The 15221-nt window shown below is 69.3% G+C and carries 12 protein-coding genes; 1 reads left to right on the top strand and 11 read right to left on the bottom strand.

The features are described from left to right. Window positions 1-58: 58 nt before the first annotated feature. On the top strand, window positions 59-757 hold the full coding sequence (locus ACIHFD_RS05455) for a uridine kinase (RefSeq protein ID WP_397365733.1): 699 nt from the start codon (window positions 59-61) through the stop codon (window positions 755-757). Here the strand turns inward: ACIHFD_RS05455 and ACIHFD_RS05450 are convergent. The 11 genes from ACIHFD_RS05450 to ACIHFD_RS05400 form a co-directional block, all read right to left on the bottom strand. Then, window positions 750-1382: a GNAT family N-acetyltransferase gene (locus ACIHFD_RS05450; protein ID WP_397365732.1), complete on the bottom strand. Its 633-nt coding sequence runs from the start codon at window positions 1380-1382 to the stop codon at window positions 750-752. The genes ACIHFD_RS05455 and ACIHFD_RS05450 overlap by 8 nt on opposite strands. 6 nt (window positions 1383-1388) lie before the next feature. Next, a complete protein-coding gene (locus ACIHFD_RS05445; RefSeq protein ID WP_397365731.1) occupies window positions 1389-2555 on the bottom strand; it encodes a DUF418 domain-containing protein in 1167 nt (388 codons plus the stop codon). Between the two features lie 109 nt (window positions 2556-2664). Beyond that, the gene (locus ACIHFD_RS05440) at window positions 2665-5805 is read right to left on the bottom strand and encodes a hypothetical protein (RefSeq protein ID WP_397365730.1); all 3141 of its coding nucleotides are present in this window, start codon (window positions 5803-5805) and stop codon (window positions 2665-2667) included. 89 nt (window positions 5806-5894) lie between these two features. Beyond that, the gene (locus ACIHFD_RS05435; protein WP_397365729.1) at window positions 5895-7211 is read right to left on the bottom strand and encodes a lipopolysaccharide biosynthesis protein; all 1317 of its coding nucleotides are present in this window, start codon (window positions 7209-7211) and stop codon (window positions 5895-5897) included. Next, entirely contained in the window at window positions 7204-8007 is an 804-nt protein-coding gene (locus tag ACIHFD_RS05430) for a polysaccharide deacetylase family protein (protein WP_357741064.1), read from the bottom strand. The genes ACIHFD_RS05435 and ACIHFD_RS05430 overlap by 8 nt, the downstream gene beginning before the upstream one ends. Then, complete coding sequence (locus ACIHFD_RS05425; RefSeq protein ID WP_355199479.1) at window positions 8004-8945, bottom strand: glycosyltransferase family 2 protein; 942 nt, start codon at window positions 8943-8945, stop codon at window positions 8004-8006. The genes ACIHFD_RS05430 and ACIHFD_RS05425 overlap by 4 nt, the downstream gene beginning before the upstream one ends. 11 nt (window positions 8946-8956) lie before the next feature. Next, window positions 8957-9790 (bottom strand): glycosyltransferase family 2 protein, encoded by an 834-nt coding sequence (locus ACIHFD_RS05420; RefSeq protein WP_350728138.1) that lies wholly within the window; start codon window positions 9788-9790, stop codon window positions 8957-8959. Between the two features lie 141 nt (window positions 9791-9931). Then, window positions 9932-11062, bottom strand: coding sequence for a GNAT family N-acetyltransferase (locus ACIHFD_RS05415; protein WP_350728137.1), 1131 nt, complete (start codon window positions 11060-11062; stop codon window positions 9932-9934). Next, window positions 11059-11421, bottom strand: a complete 363-nt coding sequence (locus tag ACIHFD_RS05410; RefSeq protein ID WP_397365728.1) for a hypothetical protein — start codon at window positions 11419-11421, stop codon at window positions 11059-11061. Before ACIHFD_RS05410 ends, ACIHFD_RS05415 begins: the two co-directional genes overlap by 4 nt. 286 nt (window positions 11422-11707) lie before the next feature. Then, window positions 11708-13252 carry an RNA polymerase sigma factor gene (locus tag ACIHFD_RS05405; RefSeq protein ID WP_397365727.1) on the bottom strand — a complete coding sequence of 515 codons (1545 nt, stop codon included), beginning with the start codon at window positions 13250-13252 and terminating at the stop codon, window positions 11708-11710. A 118-nt stretch (window positions 13253-13370) separates the two neighbouring features. After that, window positions 13371-15017, bottom strand: a complete 1647-nt coding sequence (locus ACIHFD_RS05400; protein WP_397365726.1) for a substrate-binding domain-containing protein — start codon at window positions 15015-15017, stop codon at window positions 13371-13373. Between the last annotated feature and the right edge of the window lie 204 nt (window positions 15018-15221).

The raw sequence follows: 15221 nt of genomic DNA, 5'->3' as shown, positions 1-15221 counted from the left end.
GTGAAATGCCCGTGGATAGGGTGTGCCGGTGGGATTCTCTGGTGCTTCTGGTGCGCGGGTGCAGTATTCCGTCTCTACGTGGCAGCAGCCCTGCCCGGCCCCGGCCTCACCGGAGCGTTCCGCGCTGGTGGCGCGGGTCGTCGAGCGGGTGCTGGCCTGCGGCGGCGGGCGGGTGCTGGTGGGGATCGACGGGTTCACCGCCTCGGGCAAGACGATCTTCGGGCACGAGCTGGCCGAGGAGATCGTCAAGGCGGGGCGGCCCGCGCTCCGCGCCACCCTGGACGACTTCAAGAAGCCGTGGAAGGACCGGCACCTCTACGACCGCGAGTCGGGCGAGGGCTACTACCGCAACGCCTACGACTATGAGGCGGTCAAGAGGCTGCTGCTGGAGCCCGGCCGGTCCGTGGAGGCGGTGTCGTGCGCGCTGTGCGGCATCGATCCGCTGACGCAGATCGATCATTCCGGGACGACGACGCCGCTGGCGGCCGACTCGGTGGTGGTCGTGGACGGGGTGTTCGCGTTCCGGCCGGAGATCGACAAGTACTGGGATCTCCGGATCTGGATGGACGTGGACGCCGAGCTGTCGGTACGCAGAGGGGCCGAACGCGACCAGGACTGGGCCGGGTCGGAGGCGGAATCGATCCACCGGAACCGGTACCTGGTCGCCGAGCGCATCTACCTCGAGGAGACCGACCCGCTGAGTCGGATGGACGTCGTCATCGACAACACCGTCTTCGACCGGCCTCGCATCAGGTGAGCCCGAAGAGCGGCAGGCAGGGCTCCAGGTTGTCGATCCGCACGGGGACGGGGTCGGTGAAGTCGTCCCGGCCGAGGCGGAGGCGCTGCTGGAACGCCCGCTTGCCGCGTACCTCGTCCACTATCACCCCGTCCGGCCGGTAGCCGAGCTTGCGGGAGACGCCCAGTGAGGCCGGGTTGTCCAGGTACGCGCTGGAGACCGCCGTCAGGGCCCCGAGCCCCGTGAAGGCCAGGTGGAGGACGGCGGCGCGCATCTCCGTGCCGAGGCCCTTGCCCTGATGGGCGCGGCCCAGCCACGAGCCCGTGTGCACCTCGCGGGTGACCCGGAAGCCGTGCCCGGACAGGTCCTGGGTGCCGATCACCCGTCCCTCGTGGACGACGACGAAGTTGCAGCACCACCGCTCGGGCTGCCACCGCGAGATGAGGCCGAGCTGGTACCGGACGACGTTCGCCGGCAGCTCGTCGGCGGGGACGTCCGTCCACGGCACGCCGAACGGCATCACGTCCGGATCGTGCACGCCTTCCACGGCCCGGTCGGCCAGCTCGTCGAGATCCTCCAGAGAGGGCATGCGCAGCTCTAGGCGGGGCGTGGTGAGGCGGAGGTTGAACACGGGCCAGTGGCGCATAGTCCGTCATTTCTCCAACGAGTGGCGCGCCTGGTGCGGGCGGCTGGGGCCTGGTTTGCGCCAGTACGTGAGGAAGCGCAGGAGCCACTCCACGGGCCCGTACCGGTGCCTCTTGAGCCACCAGTGGCTGTAGAAGACCTGGCAGACGAAGACGCCGAGCGCGATCAGCACCTCCAGCGGCGGGCTGACCCGGTCCACGAGCGCCAGCCCGTACCCGGTGAAGATCAGCGAGCAGATCAGCGACTGCGCCAGGTAGTTGGACAGCGCCATCCGGCCCGGCGCCGCGAGCGCCCGGGCGATGCGCGGCATGTACGGCAGCAGCCGCAGGAACGTCGCCGCGTACGCCGCCGCCAGCAGCGGGGCCGTCACCAGGTCCACGGCCTCGCCCCAGAACTTGTGCATCGTGCCGTGCCAGGCCGACGTCGTGTAGATGAAGGCGCCCGCGAGCCCGACCGTGAACCCGGTCCACTGCAGCTTGCGCAGCGTGCCGGTGTGGGCCGACAGGTCGCGCATGACGCCCAGCTTGCCGACCGCCAGGCCGATCAGGCACGCCGCCAGCACCGCCGGGCCCTGGAACAGCACCCGGAAGACGATGATCAGCGACAGCTTCCTGAGGTGCTCGGAGATGATCTGCAGGGCGGAGGCCGCCAGCGCCGTGTCCGCCTTGGTGGCCTCCGCGGCCGAGTCCGCCACCGTGCCGCCCATGTCCAGGCCGAACGTGGCGAGCAGGGCCAGCAGCACGAAGCCGAGCGCGAGCATCGCGGTCAACATGACCGCCAGCACCACCGCGGCCTTGGGCCGGAGCTTGCGGAAGATCAGCAGGGCCAGGCCCACGGCCGCGTACGTCGTCAGGATGTCCCCGGGGAACAGCAGCACGGCGTGGGCCAGCCCGATCAGCAGCAGCCCGGCCAGGCGGCGCAGGAACATCGGCCCGAACGGGCGACCCTGCCGCGCCGCCGAGTCGACCTGGAGGGTGAAGCTGTAGCCGAACAGGAAGGAGAACAGCAGGTAGAACTTGTTCTCCACGAGCAGCGTCACGGTGAACCGCACGGTCCAGTCCAGCGGGGACTGGAAGGCGGGTTCGGCCATCCCGGCCATCCGGTAGCCGGAGGCCAGGAAGGCGATGTTGACTACGAGGATGCCCAGGAGTGCGAAGCCTCGTAAGGCGTCCACGGAAGCGATCCTCGCAGCCGCGAGTCGTGCGTTCGGCATGGCGGGGAGTGTCTCCTGTGTCCTCATATGCAGAACATCATCCCGCACCAGCTGAGCGTTTCCTGTGAATTTAGTTATTTTGTGCGATGTAGATGAATCGCTCGATGATCACTGCTAGCGCGACCACGAAAGCGGGCACGGCGAGGAAGAGCAGACGCTTCCTGGCCTTGCGTGCCCGGTTGGGGCCGTTCAGCCGGATGACCTCGTACGCGAAGAGCGAGACCCATGTCACGGCCAGCGCGCCGATGCCCACGGGCGTCCACGGGGTGGTGGGGTCGCCGCGTCCCTTGTACGGCTGCGGTTCGGGGATCTCGGTGCCCCGGACGAACTTCTTCCAGGTGTAGAGGGCCGCGTCCTCGTTGGAGAACACCCGTTTCAGGTCCGGCGAGGCGTCCAGCGCCGCGCGGAACTTCGTCCCCCAGTCCTCCGGAAAGCCCTCGTTGAGCTGCAGGTAGCTCACCTGCCCGCGACTGACGATCAGGTACGAGTTGCGCGGTTGCTCCTTGAGCGCCGCGATCGCGTCCGCGACCTGCGTCGGGTCCTTGTGCACGAGGGCCTGCACGCCGAAGTTGACCAGCTCGACGTCCTTCTCGCCCCACGGCAGGGTCGGCGTGACCTCCGGCCCTGTCTTGGGGACCAGGTAGAGCACCTTGGCGCTCGGCTTGTCGTGCTGGTAGACGTAGTGCAGCGCGGCCACCTCACCCACGGTGACCCGCTCGAACTTCTCGTTGCCGTACCTGGCCAGCAGGAACGCGAACGCGAACAGCACCGCGAAGCACGCCGCGAGCACGACCGAGAGCTTCTTGGTGAGCTGCGGGTTGAAGCGCACGTTCCGCTTGCGCAGCGGCACGGTCTCCTCGCGCACGTCCGCGCTGTCGGCCGGCAGGTTGGGGAAGAACGCGTACGCGGCCAGCAGGCAGGCCCCGGGCAGCGCGAACATGTAGATCCGCAGCCCGATCTCGCCGCCGTAGCTCTGCAGCCCCAGCGCCAGCACCGGCACGCAGAGCAGGATCAGCGCCGACCGGTCGAACACCCCGCGCCGGAACCGCCGGAACAGCCCCGTGGCCGCCAGGCTGAGGATCACCACGAGGATGCCGAGCCGCGCCTGCAGCACCAGCGCGTGCGCGGGGTCGCTGCCCTCGATCCGATCGCCGGTGCTGTTGCCGATGTTCTGCAGGATCCGGCCGAAGCCGCCGAAGATGGCGCCGATCTGGCTGGACCAGAAGCCCACCGTCATGTAGCTGATCCAGGCCAGCACGAGCAGCCCGAGGAAGAACGGCAACCCCCAGGTCAGCGACGTCCGCTTGAAGATGAGGAACGCCGTCACGACCCCGAGCATCATGAACGGGGTGATCTGGTGCGAGGCCACCGACGCGACGAACAGCGCCAGCAGCATCATCAGCATGAGCAGCTTGTCGGCCCGGTACGTGCCGGTGTTGGCCAGCTCGCCCGGGGTCATCGCGTCCAGCTTGCCGAGCAGCTTGCGCAGGCCCTTGGGCGGGATCGGCTTCGTCCGCTGTTCGACCCGTCCGAACCATCTGAGCAGGATCGCGATGAACGCCAGGTACAAGGCGAACGTGAAGCCCTGCGGCGAGAAGTAGTCCTGCCCGATCCACTGCACCAGCACGAACAGCAGCGCCGCGAACCACCGCGCGCGCGTGGTGGCCACGACCTGGCGCAGGATCAGCACGAACGGGAGCAGGTAGAGCAGGTTCGAGACGAGCGGCGTCCACTGCAGGATCGGCGTCAGGTCGGTGATCCCGGCGGCCTTCGTCACGAAGGCGAACAGCGCGAAGAAGCCCGGCCAGCCCATGCGGGCGTCGATGCTGATGGCCGACTCGCCGGTCCTGCTGATGAACTCCACGAAGCCGGCGTGGATGTACGCCGTGGGGAAGCGCGGCGCCGTGGCCACCAGCGCTCCCGCGCCGTGCAGGGCGAAGGTGATGGCGGCGATCTGGAACAGCAGGAGGAACTTGCGGTCGGTGCTCTGGGCGACCGTGACGAAGAACGACACGATCATGATGAGGATGGCGATGAACGCCGTCGTCGGGAGGGCCGAGATCAGGCCCAGGCCGTCGATCTTGTTGGGGTCCACGCCGCGCAGGGGTCCTGGCGCGACCTTGAGGGCCAGGATGTACATGGCCAGGCCTTCGAGGACCAGCAGCACGGGCAGCCACTTGGGCGCACTGGCGACCAGCGCGCCGATCCGACCGCCGAGCGTGCGCGGCTTGCCGGGGGCCGCCTGAGGGGCCGGTTGGGGGGTCGCCTGCTGGGGCGGGGCCTGCTTCGTCGCGACCTGGGGGGCCGCGGGCTGCGGGGGCGCGGGCTGTGGGGGCGCGGTGGGCGGGGCGGCGGCGGGCATGGGCGAGGCTTGCGGCGCCTCCACAGGCGCGGCAGCCGACCCACTCGCGGCCGACCCGCCGGCCGACGCGCTGGCGGCCGATCCACTCGCGGCTGACGCGCTGGGGGCCGAGCCACCGGTGGGCGTCGCTCCGGTGGGCGTCGTTCCGGCCGGTGCTCCTCCTCCGGCGGAGGGCGCCGAGGCGGGACGGACGATCGGCACGGGCACGGTCCCGGCGGCCGCGGTCTCGGTGACGGGCCGCTTGGCCGGCGCCGCACCCTTGGCGGGCGCCTTCCCGGACGCGGCGTCCTTGGCGGTGCCGGACTTGCCGTCCGGCCCCTTGGCGGGCGCTTCGGCCGGCGACGCGCTCTTGGCGGGCGCCTTCCCGGGCGCGGCGTCCTTGGCGGTGCCGGGCGCGGCGGGGCTGGAGGTAGCGGCGTTGGAGGCAGCGCCGCTGGGCGTGGTGGTGCCGGGTTTGGCGGCGGTGTCGGGCTTCGTGCTCGTCGCCTCCGCCGATGCGCCACGCTGCCCTTCGCCATCGGCCCGCGCCCCATCGGCCCGCACCCCATCGGCAGGCTGCGGCCCGCTCGCCGGCTGCGACCGCAGTCCAGGCTTGGTCGCGGAGGTGTCAGTGGGTGGGGCGGTCTGCGCCGGGGTGGTCACCGTGCCCGTCGCGTCCGGGTCGGCGGCCTCCTCCACCGTGGGCGGGTGCCCGATGTGCAGGGCGGCCGGCAGTCGGATCATCGTCGTCGTGTCCGAATCCGGCTCGGCGTCCTCCGCAGGCGGGTCCTCCGCAGGCGGGCCCTCCGGGGGAGCGGTGTCGAACGTCAGCTTCGGGATGACCCCGGTCGCCTCCGGATCGAAGGGCACGTCTGACTCCTCCTTGCCTCCGCGCACCTCCCCTCGCACCTCCGAGGAGCTTGCACTGCCATCGCCGTCCCGTTGCTTCACGTTGACCATCATGCGGCCCCGGACGACCCCTGGGTGACAACCGGCGTACGGGTTTCGCCGAACTTGAGAATTTTACGTAGATTCCCGAAGATCAAAACTGCCACGAGAAGTTCGCTGAAGAGCAGCCCGTACCCCACCGCGTTCACACCCGCGTAGGGGAACAGCGCGACGGTGGACACCAGCACGAGCACGGCCAGCCCGATCTGCACGGTCGCCAGCGTACGGGCCCGGCTCTGCGCCCGCAGCGCGCTCAGGTAGACCTCGATCAGCACCCGCGGCAGCACGGCCAGCGACATCAGCCGCAGCAGCGTCGTGCCCTCGGCCGCGAAGGCCGAGCCGAAGACGGTCAGGATCAGCGGCGCCGCCAGGATCGCCACCGCGATGATCGGGGTGACGATCATGAAGGCCCGCCGCAGCGCCCGCCGGCAGTTCTCGGCCAGTTTGGCACGGTCGAAAGAGCCCTCGACGGTCAGCGAGACCGCCATGTTCATGGCCAGCAGCTCGATCATGCTCGCGAGCGTGTGCGCCATCGAGAAGCGGCCGAACGTGGCCTCGCCCACCTGCGTGGCCACCACCACGGGCACCAGGTAGACGATGCCGAGGATGGACAGCGTCCCGGGGAAGTCCCCAGCTAGGAACCTTCCAATTTCGCGCAGCCGAGGAGGCTCCTGCTCGGCGTCGCTCTTCTCCACGTGTCTGGGCACCACGACGGCGAAGATCAGCCAGTTGACGGGGATCAGCGCGAGGGCGGTCGGGATGACCCACGAGACGAAGATCCCGCCCGACGGCAGCGCGCCGGCCAGCGCGACCAGCAGCCCCATCTTGACGATGCCGAAGACCAGGTTGTTCAGGGGCACGAACGTGGCCCGCCGCAGCCCGGTCAGCACCACGTCCTGGAGCGTGAAGACGGCCCACACCAGCACGGACGCCAGGAAGAACAGCCCGGGCCAGAAGCCGCTCAGCACCGAGTACGTCTTGCCCCACATCGGCAGCGTCAGCAGGAAGCCGAGCGCCGCGACCCCGCCCGTGGCGGCGGCCAGGCCGTACCCGCGCAGGGCCAGCTCGGGGGTGCGGCGCCCGGCGACCGGCAGGAAGCGGGCCAGCGCGCCCACGAACCCCAGCGCCGTCAGCGACGCGAACAGCCGCATCGCCGTGATCACCGCCTGGCCGCGGCCGAACTCCTCCGGGGAGTAGAGGCGGGCGGCCAGCAGCCAGTAGCCCATGCCGAGCACGCCGGTGACCACGGTGTTCGCCATGAGCGCGTAGCCCTGGCGGAACAGCGGGTTGCGGAGGTCGTGGAGGATCTTCCCCCAGACGCTAGACATTTCCGCGCACCCGCTGCAGCCCGTACCTCGTCCTGCGCACGACCGCGTACCCCTTGGTGAGGATGCGTTCGCGCAGGTAGATGAGAGGTACGGCGTTGCCTTCGACGGCGCGCTTGAACATGCTGATGGTCGTGTGCTTGCCGACCGTCAGCCGGGGGATGGCGAGCATGTCGTGCCGGTCGGCGGCGATCGTGTTGCTCACGGCGCAGGCGGCGAAATAGCCGGCCTTGCGCACCTCGCGGCGGACGCGGGCGCTGGAGTAGCCGTAGGGGTAGGCCATGGTGGCGACCGGCGCGCCGATCTTCTCCTCCAGCAGGCCCTTGTTCTTGCGCAGCTCCTGCCGCAGGTCCTCGATGCGGAGCTGGTCGAGCTGCGGGTGGCTGTGGCTGTGGCCGCCGATCTCGATGCCGGTCTGGGCGATCTCGCGGGCCTGGCCCCAGGACAGCATGTCGTCCAGCGGCCGGCCCGCCGCGTCCTTGCCCGCGTCGGACACCCAGCCGCTGGTCAGGAAGACCGTGGCCGGGAAGCTGTAGCGCTCGAGCAGGGGCAGGGCGTGGCCGTGGAAGTCGGCGTAGCCGTCGTCGAACGTCACCACGATCGGCTTGTCCGGCATCGAGCGGCCGTTGTTCTGGTTGAGGGAGGCCACGAGGTCGCCCAGGGTGAGCGGGGTGAAGCCGCTCTCCGACAGGTACGCGAGCTGCTCGGCCAGGTCCGAGGGCCGCACGGAATGCGGCTTGGTCTCGTCGTTGGGCGTGTCGGTGACCGAGTGGTACATCAGGATCGGGATGCGGGTCATGATCGTGCCGCCTTCAGCCGTACGGAGCCCACCACGTAACCCCAGGTCGTCCAGGCCAGCCCGATCACGATCGCGGCGGCCCGGCCGAGCCCGCCCACGTCGCCGCGGACGGCCTCACCGACCCCGCGCAGCGCGCCGAGCGGCAGCGTCTTGAGCGCGTGCGCCCGCTCGCTGGCCAGCCCGTCCTGGGTGCCGACCTCCTTCGTCACCAGGGCCTTCGACAGCCCCTCCGCGTAGCACCTGGATCTGAAGTAGGCGAACCGTTCGCGCTGCTTCGACACCTTGTGCCCGATCACGGCACGCGGCTCGAACAGCATGACCGAGCCGGGCTTGCGCTGGCTCAGCCGGATGCAGAACTCCGTCTCCTCGCACCCCAGCGGACGCGACTTGCGCCCCTGCACGCTGCGTCCGATGCCGCTGTGGAAGCCGCCCACCTCGGACACGACGTCGCGCAGGAACGCGGCGTTGCCGCCCATGACGTTGCGGATCGGCGCGCGTACCGCGGGCATGCCGCGGTACGTGCAGCCGACCGTCCAGTCGAACTCGTACGGGAACCACCGCGGGCGTCGCTCGGACGCCCACAGCGGATCCGTGCGACCCCCGACGCCCACCACACCGGATTCCTGGAAGCCCTCCTCCAAAGCCTCCAGCCATCCGGCGTCGGCGACCGCGTCGTCGTCGAGGAACGCGACAATCTCACCGTTGGCCGTGGCCACTCCGGTGTTCTTGCCCCCCGACAGCCCTTTCTCATGCGTGTTCTCCACCACAATGGCCTGCGGATACGCGCGCTTGAGCTTGAGGTGCAGGTCGGTGTTGTGGTCGACCACCAGGATCAGCTCGTGTGCCGGGCTGGTCTGGTTCTCGACCGACTCGATTGCCTGCCTGATGTCCTCCCACCGCTCTTCGGTGTAGACGCAGATGACAACAGACGTGTTCACAGCGTTCCTTCTTAAGCGACGCCTCGGTCAGCGGCAGGAGTGGCGGTCGGCTCAGGCTGAGCGGGAGCGGGCTGGCGACGCCACTCCCTCAGGATGGTCTTGAGCACGCGGAAGCCATCTCGTACGGCGTGCAGGTTGCTCTCGCCGTGAATGCGGTTGCGCTCGTGGCTGGGCACCTCGTGCACCTTCAACCCGGCCTTGGCCGCGCGCACGTTCATCAGCGTCTCCACCTCGAAGCCGTCGCAGTCGAGGTTGAGCGCGTCGAGGTGACGGGCCCAGAAGGCGTTGTAGCCGTAGCACAGGTCGGTGTACTTGGTGTTGTACATGACGTTGACCATGCCGGTGAGGACCTTGTTGCCCAGCCGGCGGTTCAGCGTCAGGTCGTCGCTGCCGCCGCCGGAGGCGTAGCGCGAGCCCTTGACGAAGTCGGCGCCCGTCACCAGAGCGCCCACGAAGTTGATGATCTCGCGGCCGTCGGTCGAGCCGTCGGCGTCGATCATGACGATGATGTCGCTCGTGCACGCGGCGAAGCCGGCGGACAGGGCGTCACCCTTGCCCTTGCCGGTCTGCGTGACGATCTTCACGTTCGGCCGCAGTCGCTTGGCCACGGCGACCGTGTCGTCGACGGAGTTGCCGTCGACGAGCACGATCTCGTCCACCCACTGGGGGATGGTGGCGAAGACGTGCGGCAGGTTCTCGGCCTCGTTCATCGCCGGCACGACCACACTGACCGTCGGCGAAATGGCCAGGTGCGGGGTGACGGGCGTGAAGCTCGAAGGGGGCGGCATCGACCGCAAGGGCGAGGCTTGCAGTTTGCCGTTGTGCTTGGCTATCTCGGGACTCATGGCGAGGGAAATCCTTCCGGGACCCCGCCCTGCTGCGGGCCGGTCGCGGCCACCCCCGGGTGCTGCGGGAATGGCGAAGCCGGTGAACGGTGCATTGAAGGGTCCTGTGCTGTGAGGGTGTCTGCCGGGACTTGGGAGCGCTCAGCGTGCTCCCGTTGGTTCTTTGACTACTCCGTTGGGTGACTCCTGCTGCTGCATCGAGGTGCGCACCCGACCGAAGCCCTTGAGGACACGGTCGGCCGCCCTATAAAGAGACGGCCGGTCCATGACAATTGTTCGGGCTTTGTTGAAAGGAGTTCGGCCCATCCAGTGAACGGCCGCGGCGGCGGACGGTCGCGAGATGCGGCCTTCGGCAACGTACAGGACCCCGCTCTTCAGCCAGTCTTTGTACTCCTTGCCGCCCTTGCCCATGTCCACCATGTGCAGGCCGTCGTTCGCGGCGGCCTCGGCCATCTGCAGATGATGGACGATGCCCGGCGAGTAGCGGCCGAACTCGGTGTCGTAGGCGGGGAACCACCCTACAAGCGTGGTGGCCGTGCGGAGGCCGAAATGTCCGGCTACCGGGACGTCCCCGGCATAAAGCATGGTCAGGACGCCCCCGAAGTCCGATGACTTTTCGGCATGCATCATGTCCGTCAATTCGACGATCCACGGCTGGGCGAACCTGTCCACGCGGCCAGTTCTTCGATACTGGTCCGACTTCCAGTTCAGCAGCGTGCGGAGCACCTCGGGGTCGGCCGAGGCCCACTCGAAGCGCAGCTCGCCCTGCTCCCTGCCGAGCTTGCGCTCCTTGTAGCGGACGGTCTTGAGGTTCTTGGGGGAGTTGGTCTTCACCTGTTCGATCCAGGCGTCGTACCCGGCGGTGAAGTCCATGACCGGCGCGGGCCGGACATCCTGCTCGTACGGGGCGAAAGTGGGCTGCCCCGCCACCAGGTGGTCGAAGTCGAACACGCTGAGCTTGCAGGCCCGCAGCAGGGCCTTGGCGTCGAGCTTGAGGTCCGGGCCGGCGATCAGGCCGTGGCACGTGGTGAGGAAGCCGCCGAGCGGCTTGCCGATGCCGAAGCTGTGCCGCTCGTACGGGAAGAACCCCACGATGCCGCTCGCGTCGGAGATGACCGCCACCCTCACGTAATCGCGCAAGCGGTCCATCGCCACGGCGAACTCGACAGACAGGAACGGGTTGTCCAGACTCGGGTCGGCCTTCTGCAGCTCCCGCCATCGTGCCCGCTCGGAGTCCCCGAGCTCTCTGGGCCGAACTACCTGGATGTTCACCTGGCCCCCTGTTGGGTCTGCATGCTCTTCCCCCGGTACAACACGCGAAGCACGTACATGAACCCTCCGAGCACGGCGACCGTCGCGACGCCCGCCCGGGGCGACCACGCGCCGAAAAGCAGCATGGCCTGAGCGAGGAGCACGTTCAGCACGAGACTTGCCGCGGCTCCTACTGATAGTGCGGCAAGGGGGTCACGATCACGCAACAGTCCCACCACTGCCGCCCCTGGGACGACGAGAAGGAACAGAGAGATCAAGAACGGGCGCAGCGGTGTCTCTATGTCGAACAGCGCGACGACCGCTCCCGCTATGCAGGCGAGCGCCAGCAGCCAGGCCGCCGCTCTCCGGTGCTTGAGCATCTCCCTTTTCTCTCCTGCTTCTGCTGGTTAAAGCACGATTGATCGCAGTTCATGGGACCAATCTGCGCCAGGACACGTCAATGCCGACGCTTGAGGACGCATCCAGGTTTACCGGCAGGCAGAGATTTCTCGTGTGATGTTCAACACACGGTCAAGTGACTCCGGCCCGGACGTGGCCCCCAAGCACACCAGAATGCCCTATGTGACCGAGGTTCTTCGAGCCAGGGTCCGATTTATCCGGGTTTGTTGGCAAGAAAAGTTGATCTACTCCGGCTTGGCGTCCGTTTTACCCCTCCAGCGTCTCCGTATTCTCGGCCGACACGGTTACGGAGGGTGACGGAGTCGGTTCGCTGGAGTTCGTCGGCTCGTCGGTCGGGTCGGACGTCTCAGGACCGTCGCCGTCCCAGGACAGCGAGCAGCTCGCGCTCCCGCCGTTCGACGTGAACGCGACGCGGCCGCGGCCGGCGGCGTTCGGGTCGACGATCGTGACCCAGATCGCCACCGACCCGCCCGCCTTGATCGACCCGCTCGCGGGGAACACGTCCAGCCCCTGCGAGGCGGTCGCCACCCACGAGACCGTGGCGTTGCGGGCGCCGAGGCCGATCTTGGCGGCGCCGTCGATCGCCTTCGGGCAGGAGGTGCGCAGCCGGGCGCCGGGCGCTGGCCTGCGGCGGGTGGGCGTCGGCCCGGCGGCGTGCCGGGCGCTGGGCCGCTCGGCCGGCGTGGCGCGGGTGCCGGGAGTGCGGCTCGGGGTCGGTGTGGGGGTGGGGTCCGGCGTGAGCTCGTCCTCTTCTGGTGAGGGATCGGGCGACGGGCTCTCCTCGCCCGGGTCGAGCGAGGCGGCGGGGGAGGAGGGGGAGGGCGCCGACCGCAGGGGCGTGCCGGTCGAGACGTCGCGGCCGTTGATCACGACCATGGCCCCCGTCGCGGCCAGCACGCACGCGCCCGCCAGCAGCACCGGCGCCAGGCGGCGCGGCCTGCGCCGCCGCGAGCGGTTCTCGACGGCCACGGGGAACCCGGTCCGGTCGAAGCTGTCACCGCGATCGGTGATCAAGGTGCGGGTCTGGTCGCGCTCGGGGTTGACGCACGTGTCGATCACCCGGCGGCGCAGCGAGATGGGCGGGTACGCGACCGGGACCAGGTCCAGGAGCCTGGTCGCCGAGACCTGCCGGTGCCGGCCCTCGGTGCACACCTCGCACCCGCCGATGTGGCCCGACAACCTCCGCCGCAGCAGCGGGGTGAGCGGGCCCTCGCACCCGTCCAGCATCGCCGACAGGTCGGGGCAGTGCGCCCGGCCCGTCCTGGCCAGCACCACGGCCGCGGCGGCGTTCTCCAGCTGGTCGCGGGCCCTGGTGAGCCTGCCGGTCGCCTGCCGCGAGGTCAGCCCGAGCACCGCGCCGACCTCCGCCGGGGTCAGCCCGTGGCGCAGCGACAGCTCCAGGACCTCGCGCTCGTTCCTGCTCAGCTCGCCCAGCGTCTCGTGGACGAGGTCGGTCAGCTCGGGGTCCCCCTGCGCCTCGAGCTCCGGCAGCGGCACGCCGTCCACGGGGGTACGGCGGGACATCCTGGCCCGCACCTGGAACCTGGTCAGCGCGTACAGCCAGGCCCGCATCCTGGCCGGCTCCTTCAGCCGGTGCACGCACCCCTGCGCGGTGACCAGGGCGTCGTGCACGGCCTCGGCGGCCAGGTCCTGGGCGAAGGAGGCGGCGTAGTCGTGCAGCCGCTCGCCGTAGCAGTCGTACAGCTTGGCGGGAGCGTCGGTGTCCGCGCGCCGCAGAGCCTCGAACAGCTCATGATCCTCGGCGCGACCGACGGACGGCCATCCAGGCACGAATTCCTCCCCCGCGGGTAGAACGGGCTCTCAAGCCCCACGCGGAGAGGACGCGGCCCCTTTCTGGCCGGTTCGCCCCCTATGCCCATAAGGCATGGGGGTGATCCTTCGGCGGCTCTCAGCCGTCGCAGCCCGGCATGCAGAGGCGGCGTTCCATGCCCTGGAGGAAGAAGTCGCGCACCTGCAGCACGTTCTTGGCGATGTACGCCTCGCCGCCCGCGGCCTTGGCCAGGGCGTCCATCTGCTGCTTGCCCTTCTCGGCCTCCGGGCCGAAGGCGATGAGCAGGATGCTGATGGGCCGCTTCGGGTTGTAGGTCTTCTTCAGGAACTGCAGGATCTCGCTGTTCTTGACGCCGCCGTCCGGGTCGTCGTTGCCGGCGCCGTCCGTGAGGACCAGCAGCGTGTTGATCTTGTCTTCCTGGTACGTCTTCGTCAGCTGCGTGTACGCGGCCTTGATCGTGTCGTTCAGCCCGGTGTCGCCCGTGGGCTTGGCCTGGATCGAGGAGAACGCCTTGCCCAGCATGTCCTTGCGCAGCGTGCCGTTGACCGACTCGCTGACCGGTCCGATGGAGACGAGCTCCTTCCAGTCCTTGCCCTGTCCGTCCAGATGCGTGGAGAACGTCCACAGGCCCAGCTCGGAGTCGGCGGGGAACAGGCTCAGACCCTCGGTGGCGATCTTGTTGATGGCCTGCATGCGGGTCATGCCCGTACCGGGGACCGGCAGCGCCATCGTGCCCGAGACGTCGAGCAGCGTGAGCAGGCGGCTGCCGAGGTTCAGCCGGGACCAGGTCTGCACCATCCTGGCCACGGTCTTGCCGTCCGGCGGCTCCAGCGCGGTCGGGGTCTCCTGCTTGAAGCCCTTGTCCGTCGCGAGCGCGTCGCCCGCCTTGCCGTCCGTGCTGCGGAAGCCCGCGTCGCGCAGGGTCTTCTTGGCCGACTCCGTGGCGAGGTCCTGCTTGAAGTCCGCAGCCGCCTTGAGCACCGCCGGGTCCTTGGTCAGGACCGTGACCGGGTAGTCGAGGTTGAGCGTGCCTTCCTTGGGATAGAGCGCGACCACCGGCGCTTCCGGCTTCTTCGCGTTGTGGGCGTAGATGGCCTGCTCGGAGGTGACGCCGATGGGCACCCTGCTGCCGGACTTCACGGTGAGGCTGGCCAGCAGCGCCGTGGGGTCGGAGGCGAGCTGGCCCGACAGCTCCTTCATCGCGCCCACCAGCGCCTTGTCCAGCCCGGCCTCCTTCGCCGTGCCGGCGGCGGCCAGCAGCGCGGCCAGCCCGGCGGAGTTCTTCTGCGGGTCGAGAGCGAGGACGCGGACCTTCTTGCCCGGCCCGTCCACGTTGGCCACGTTCGCGGCCGAGATCATGGCGGCCCAGCTCGGCTGGAGGGCGCCGCTCAGCTTCGACGCGAACGACTTGGCCGTCGCCAGCACCACGGGCGAGGTCGCGATCGACCCCTCGATCTGCGGCAGGGCCTGGCCGGCCGGGGTGTTGCGCAGGCTCTCCATGAGGAGGCTGGAGTCCGCCACCCAGAAGTCCGCCTTGGCCTTGCCGGCGGCCACCGCGTTCGCGGTCCTGGCCGCGGCCTCCTTGGCCACCGTCACCTCGACGCACTTGCTGTCGATCGAGTGCATGGCCTTGTTGTAGTTGCCGGCGACCTTGTTCAGCGCGGGCTGGATGTCGGGCGTCGCGACGACCCGCAACGCCAGCTTGCCGCCCGAGCAGTCGTGGTCGCGGTTGAAGATCACGAACGCGGCGACACCGAGGAGCACGGCCAGCGCGACGGCACCGGCCAGCGGTACGAGAACCCTGCCGCGGCCGTTCGACCTTCTGCGGGCTGGGGGTGGTTCGTGCGCTCTGTATCCGCCATCAAGCTCGTCTGTGCGGTGTCGCCCCACGATGTCCTCTTAGGTGTGCTTGAGACCTTCCGGAGACCCTAGCGGGAGATGCTCCGCAATACTCCGGGAACGATACTC

The sequence above is a fragment of the Nonomuraea sp. NPDC051941 genome (genome assembly GCF_044593615.1).
Note: the sequence above shows the minus strand (reverse complement) of the source record. Positions and strands in the feature narration are given on the sequence as shown.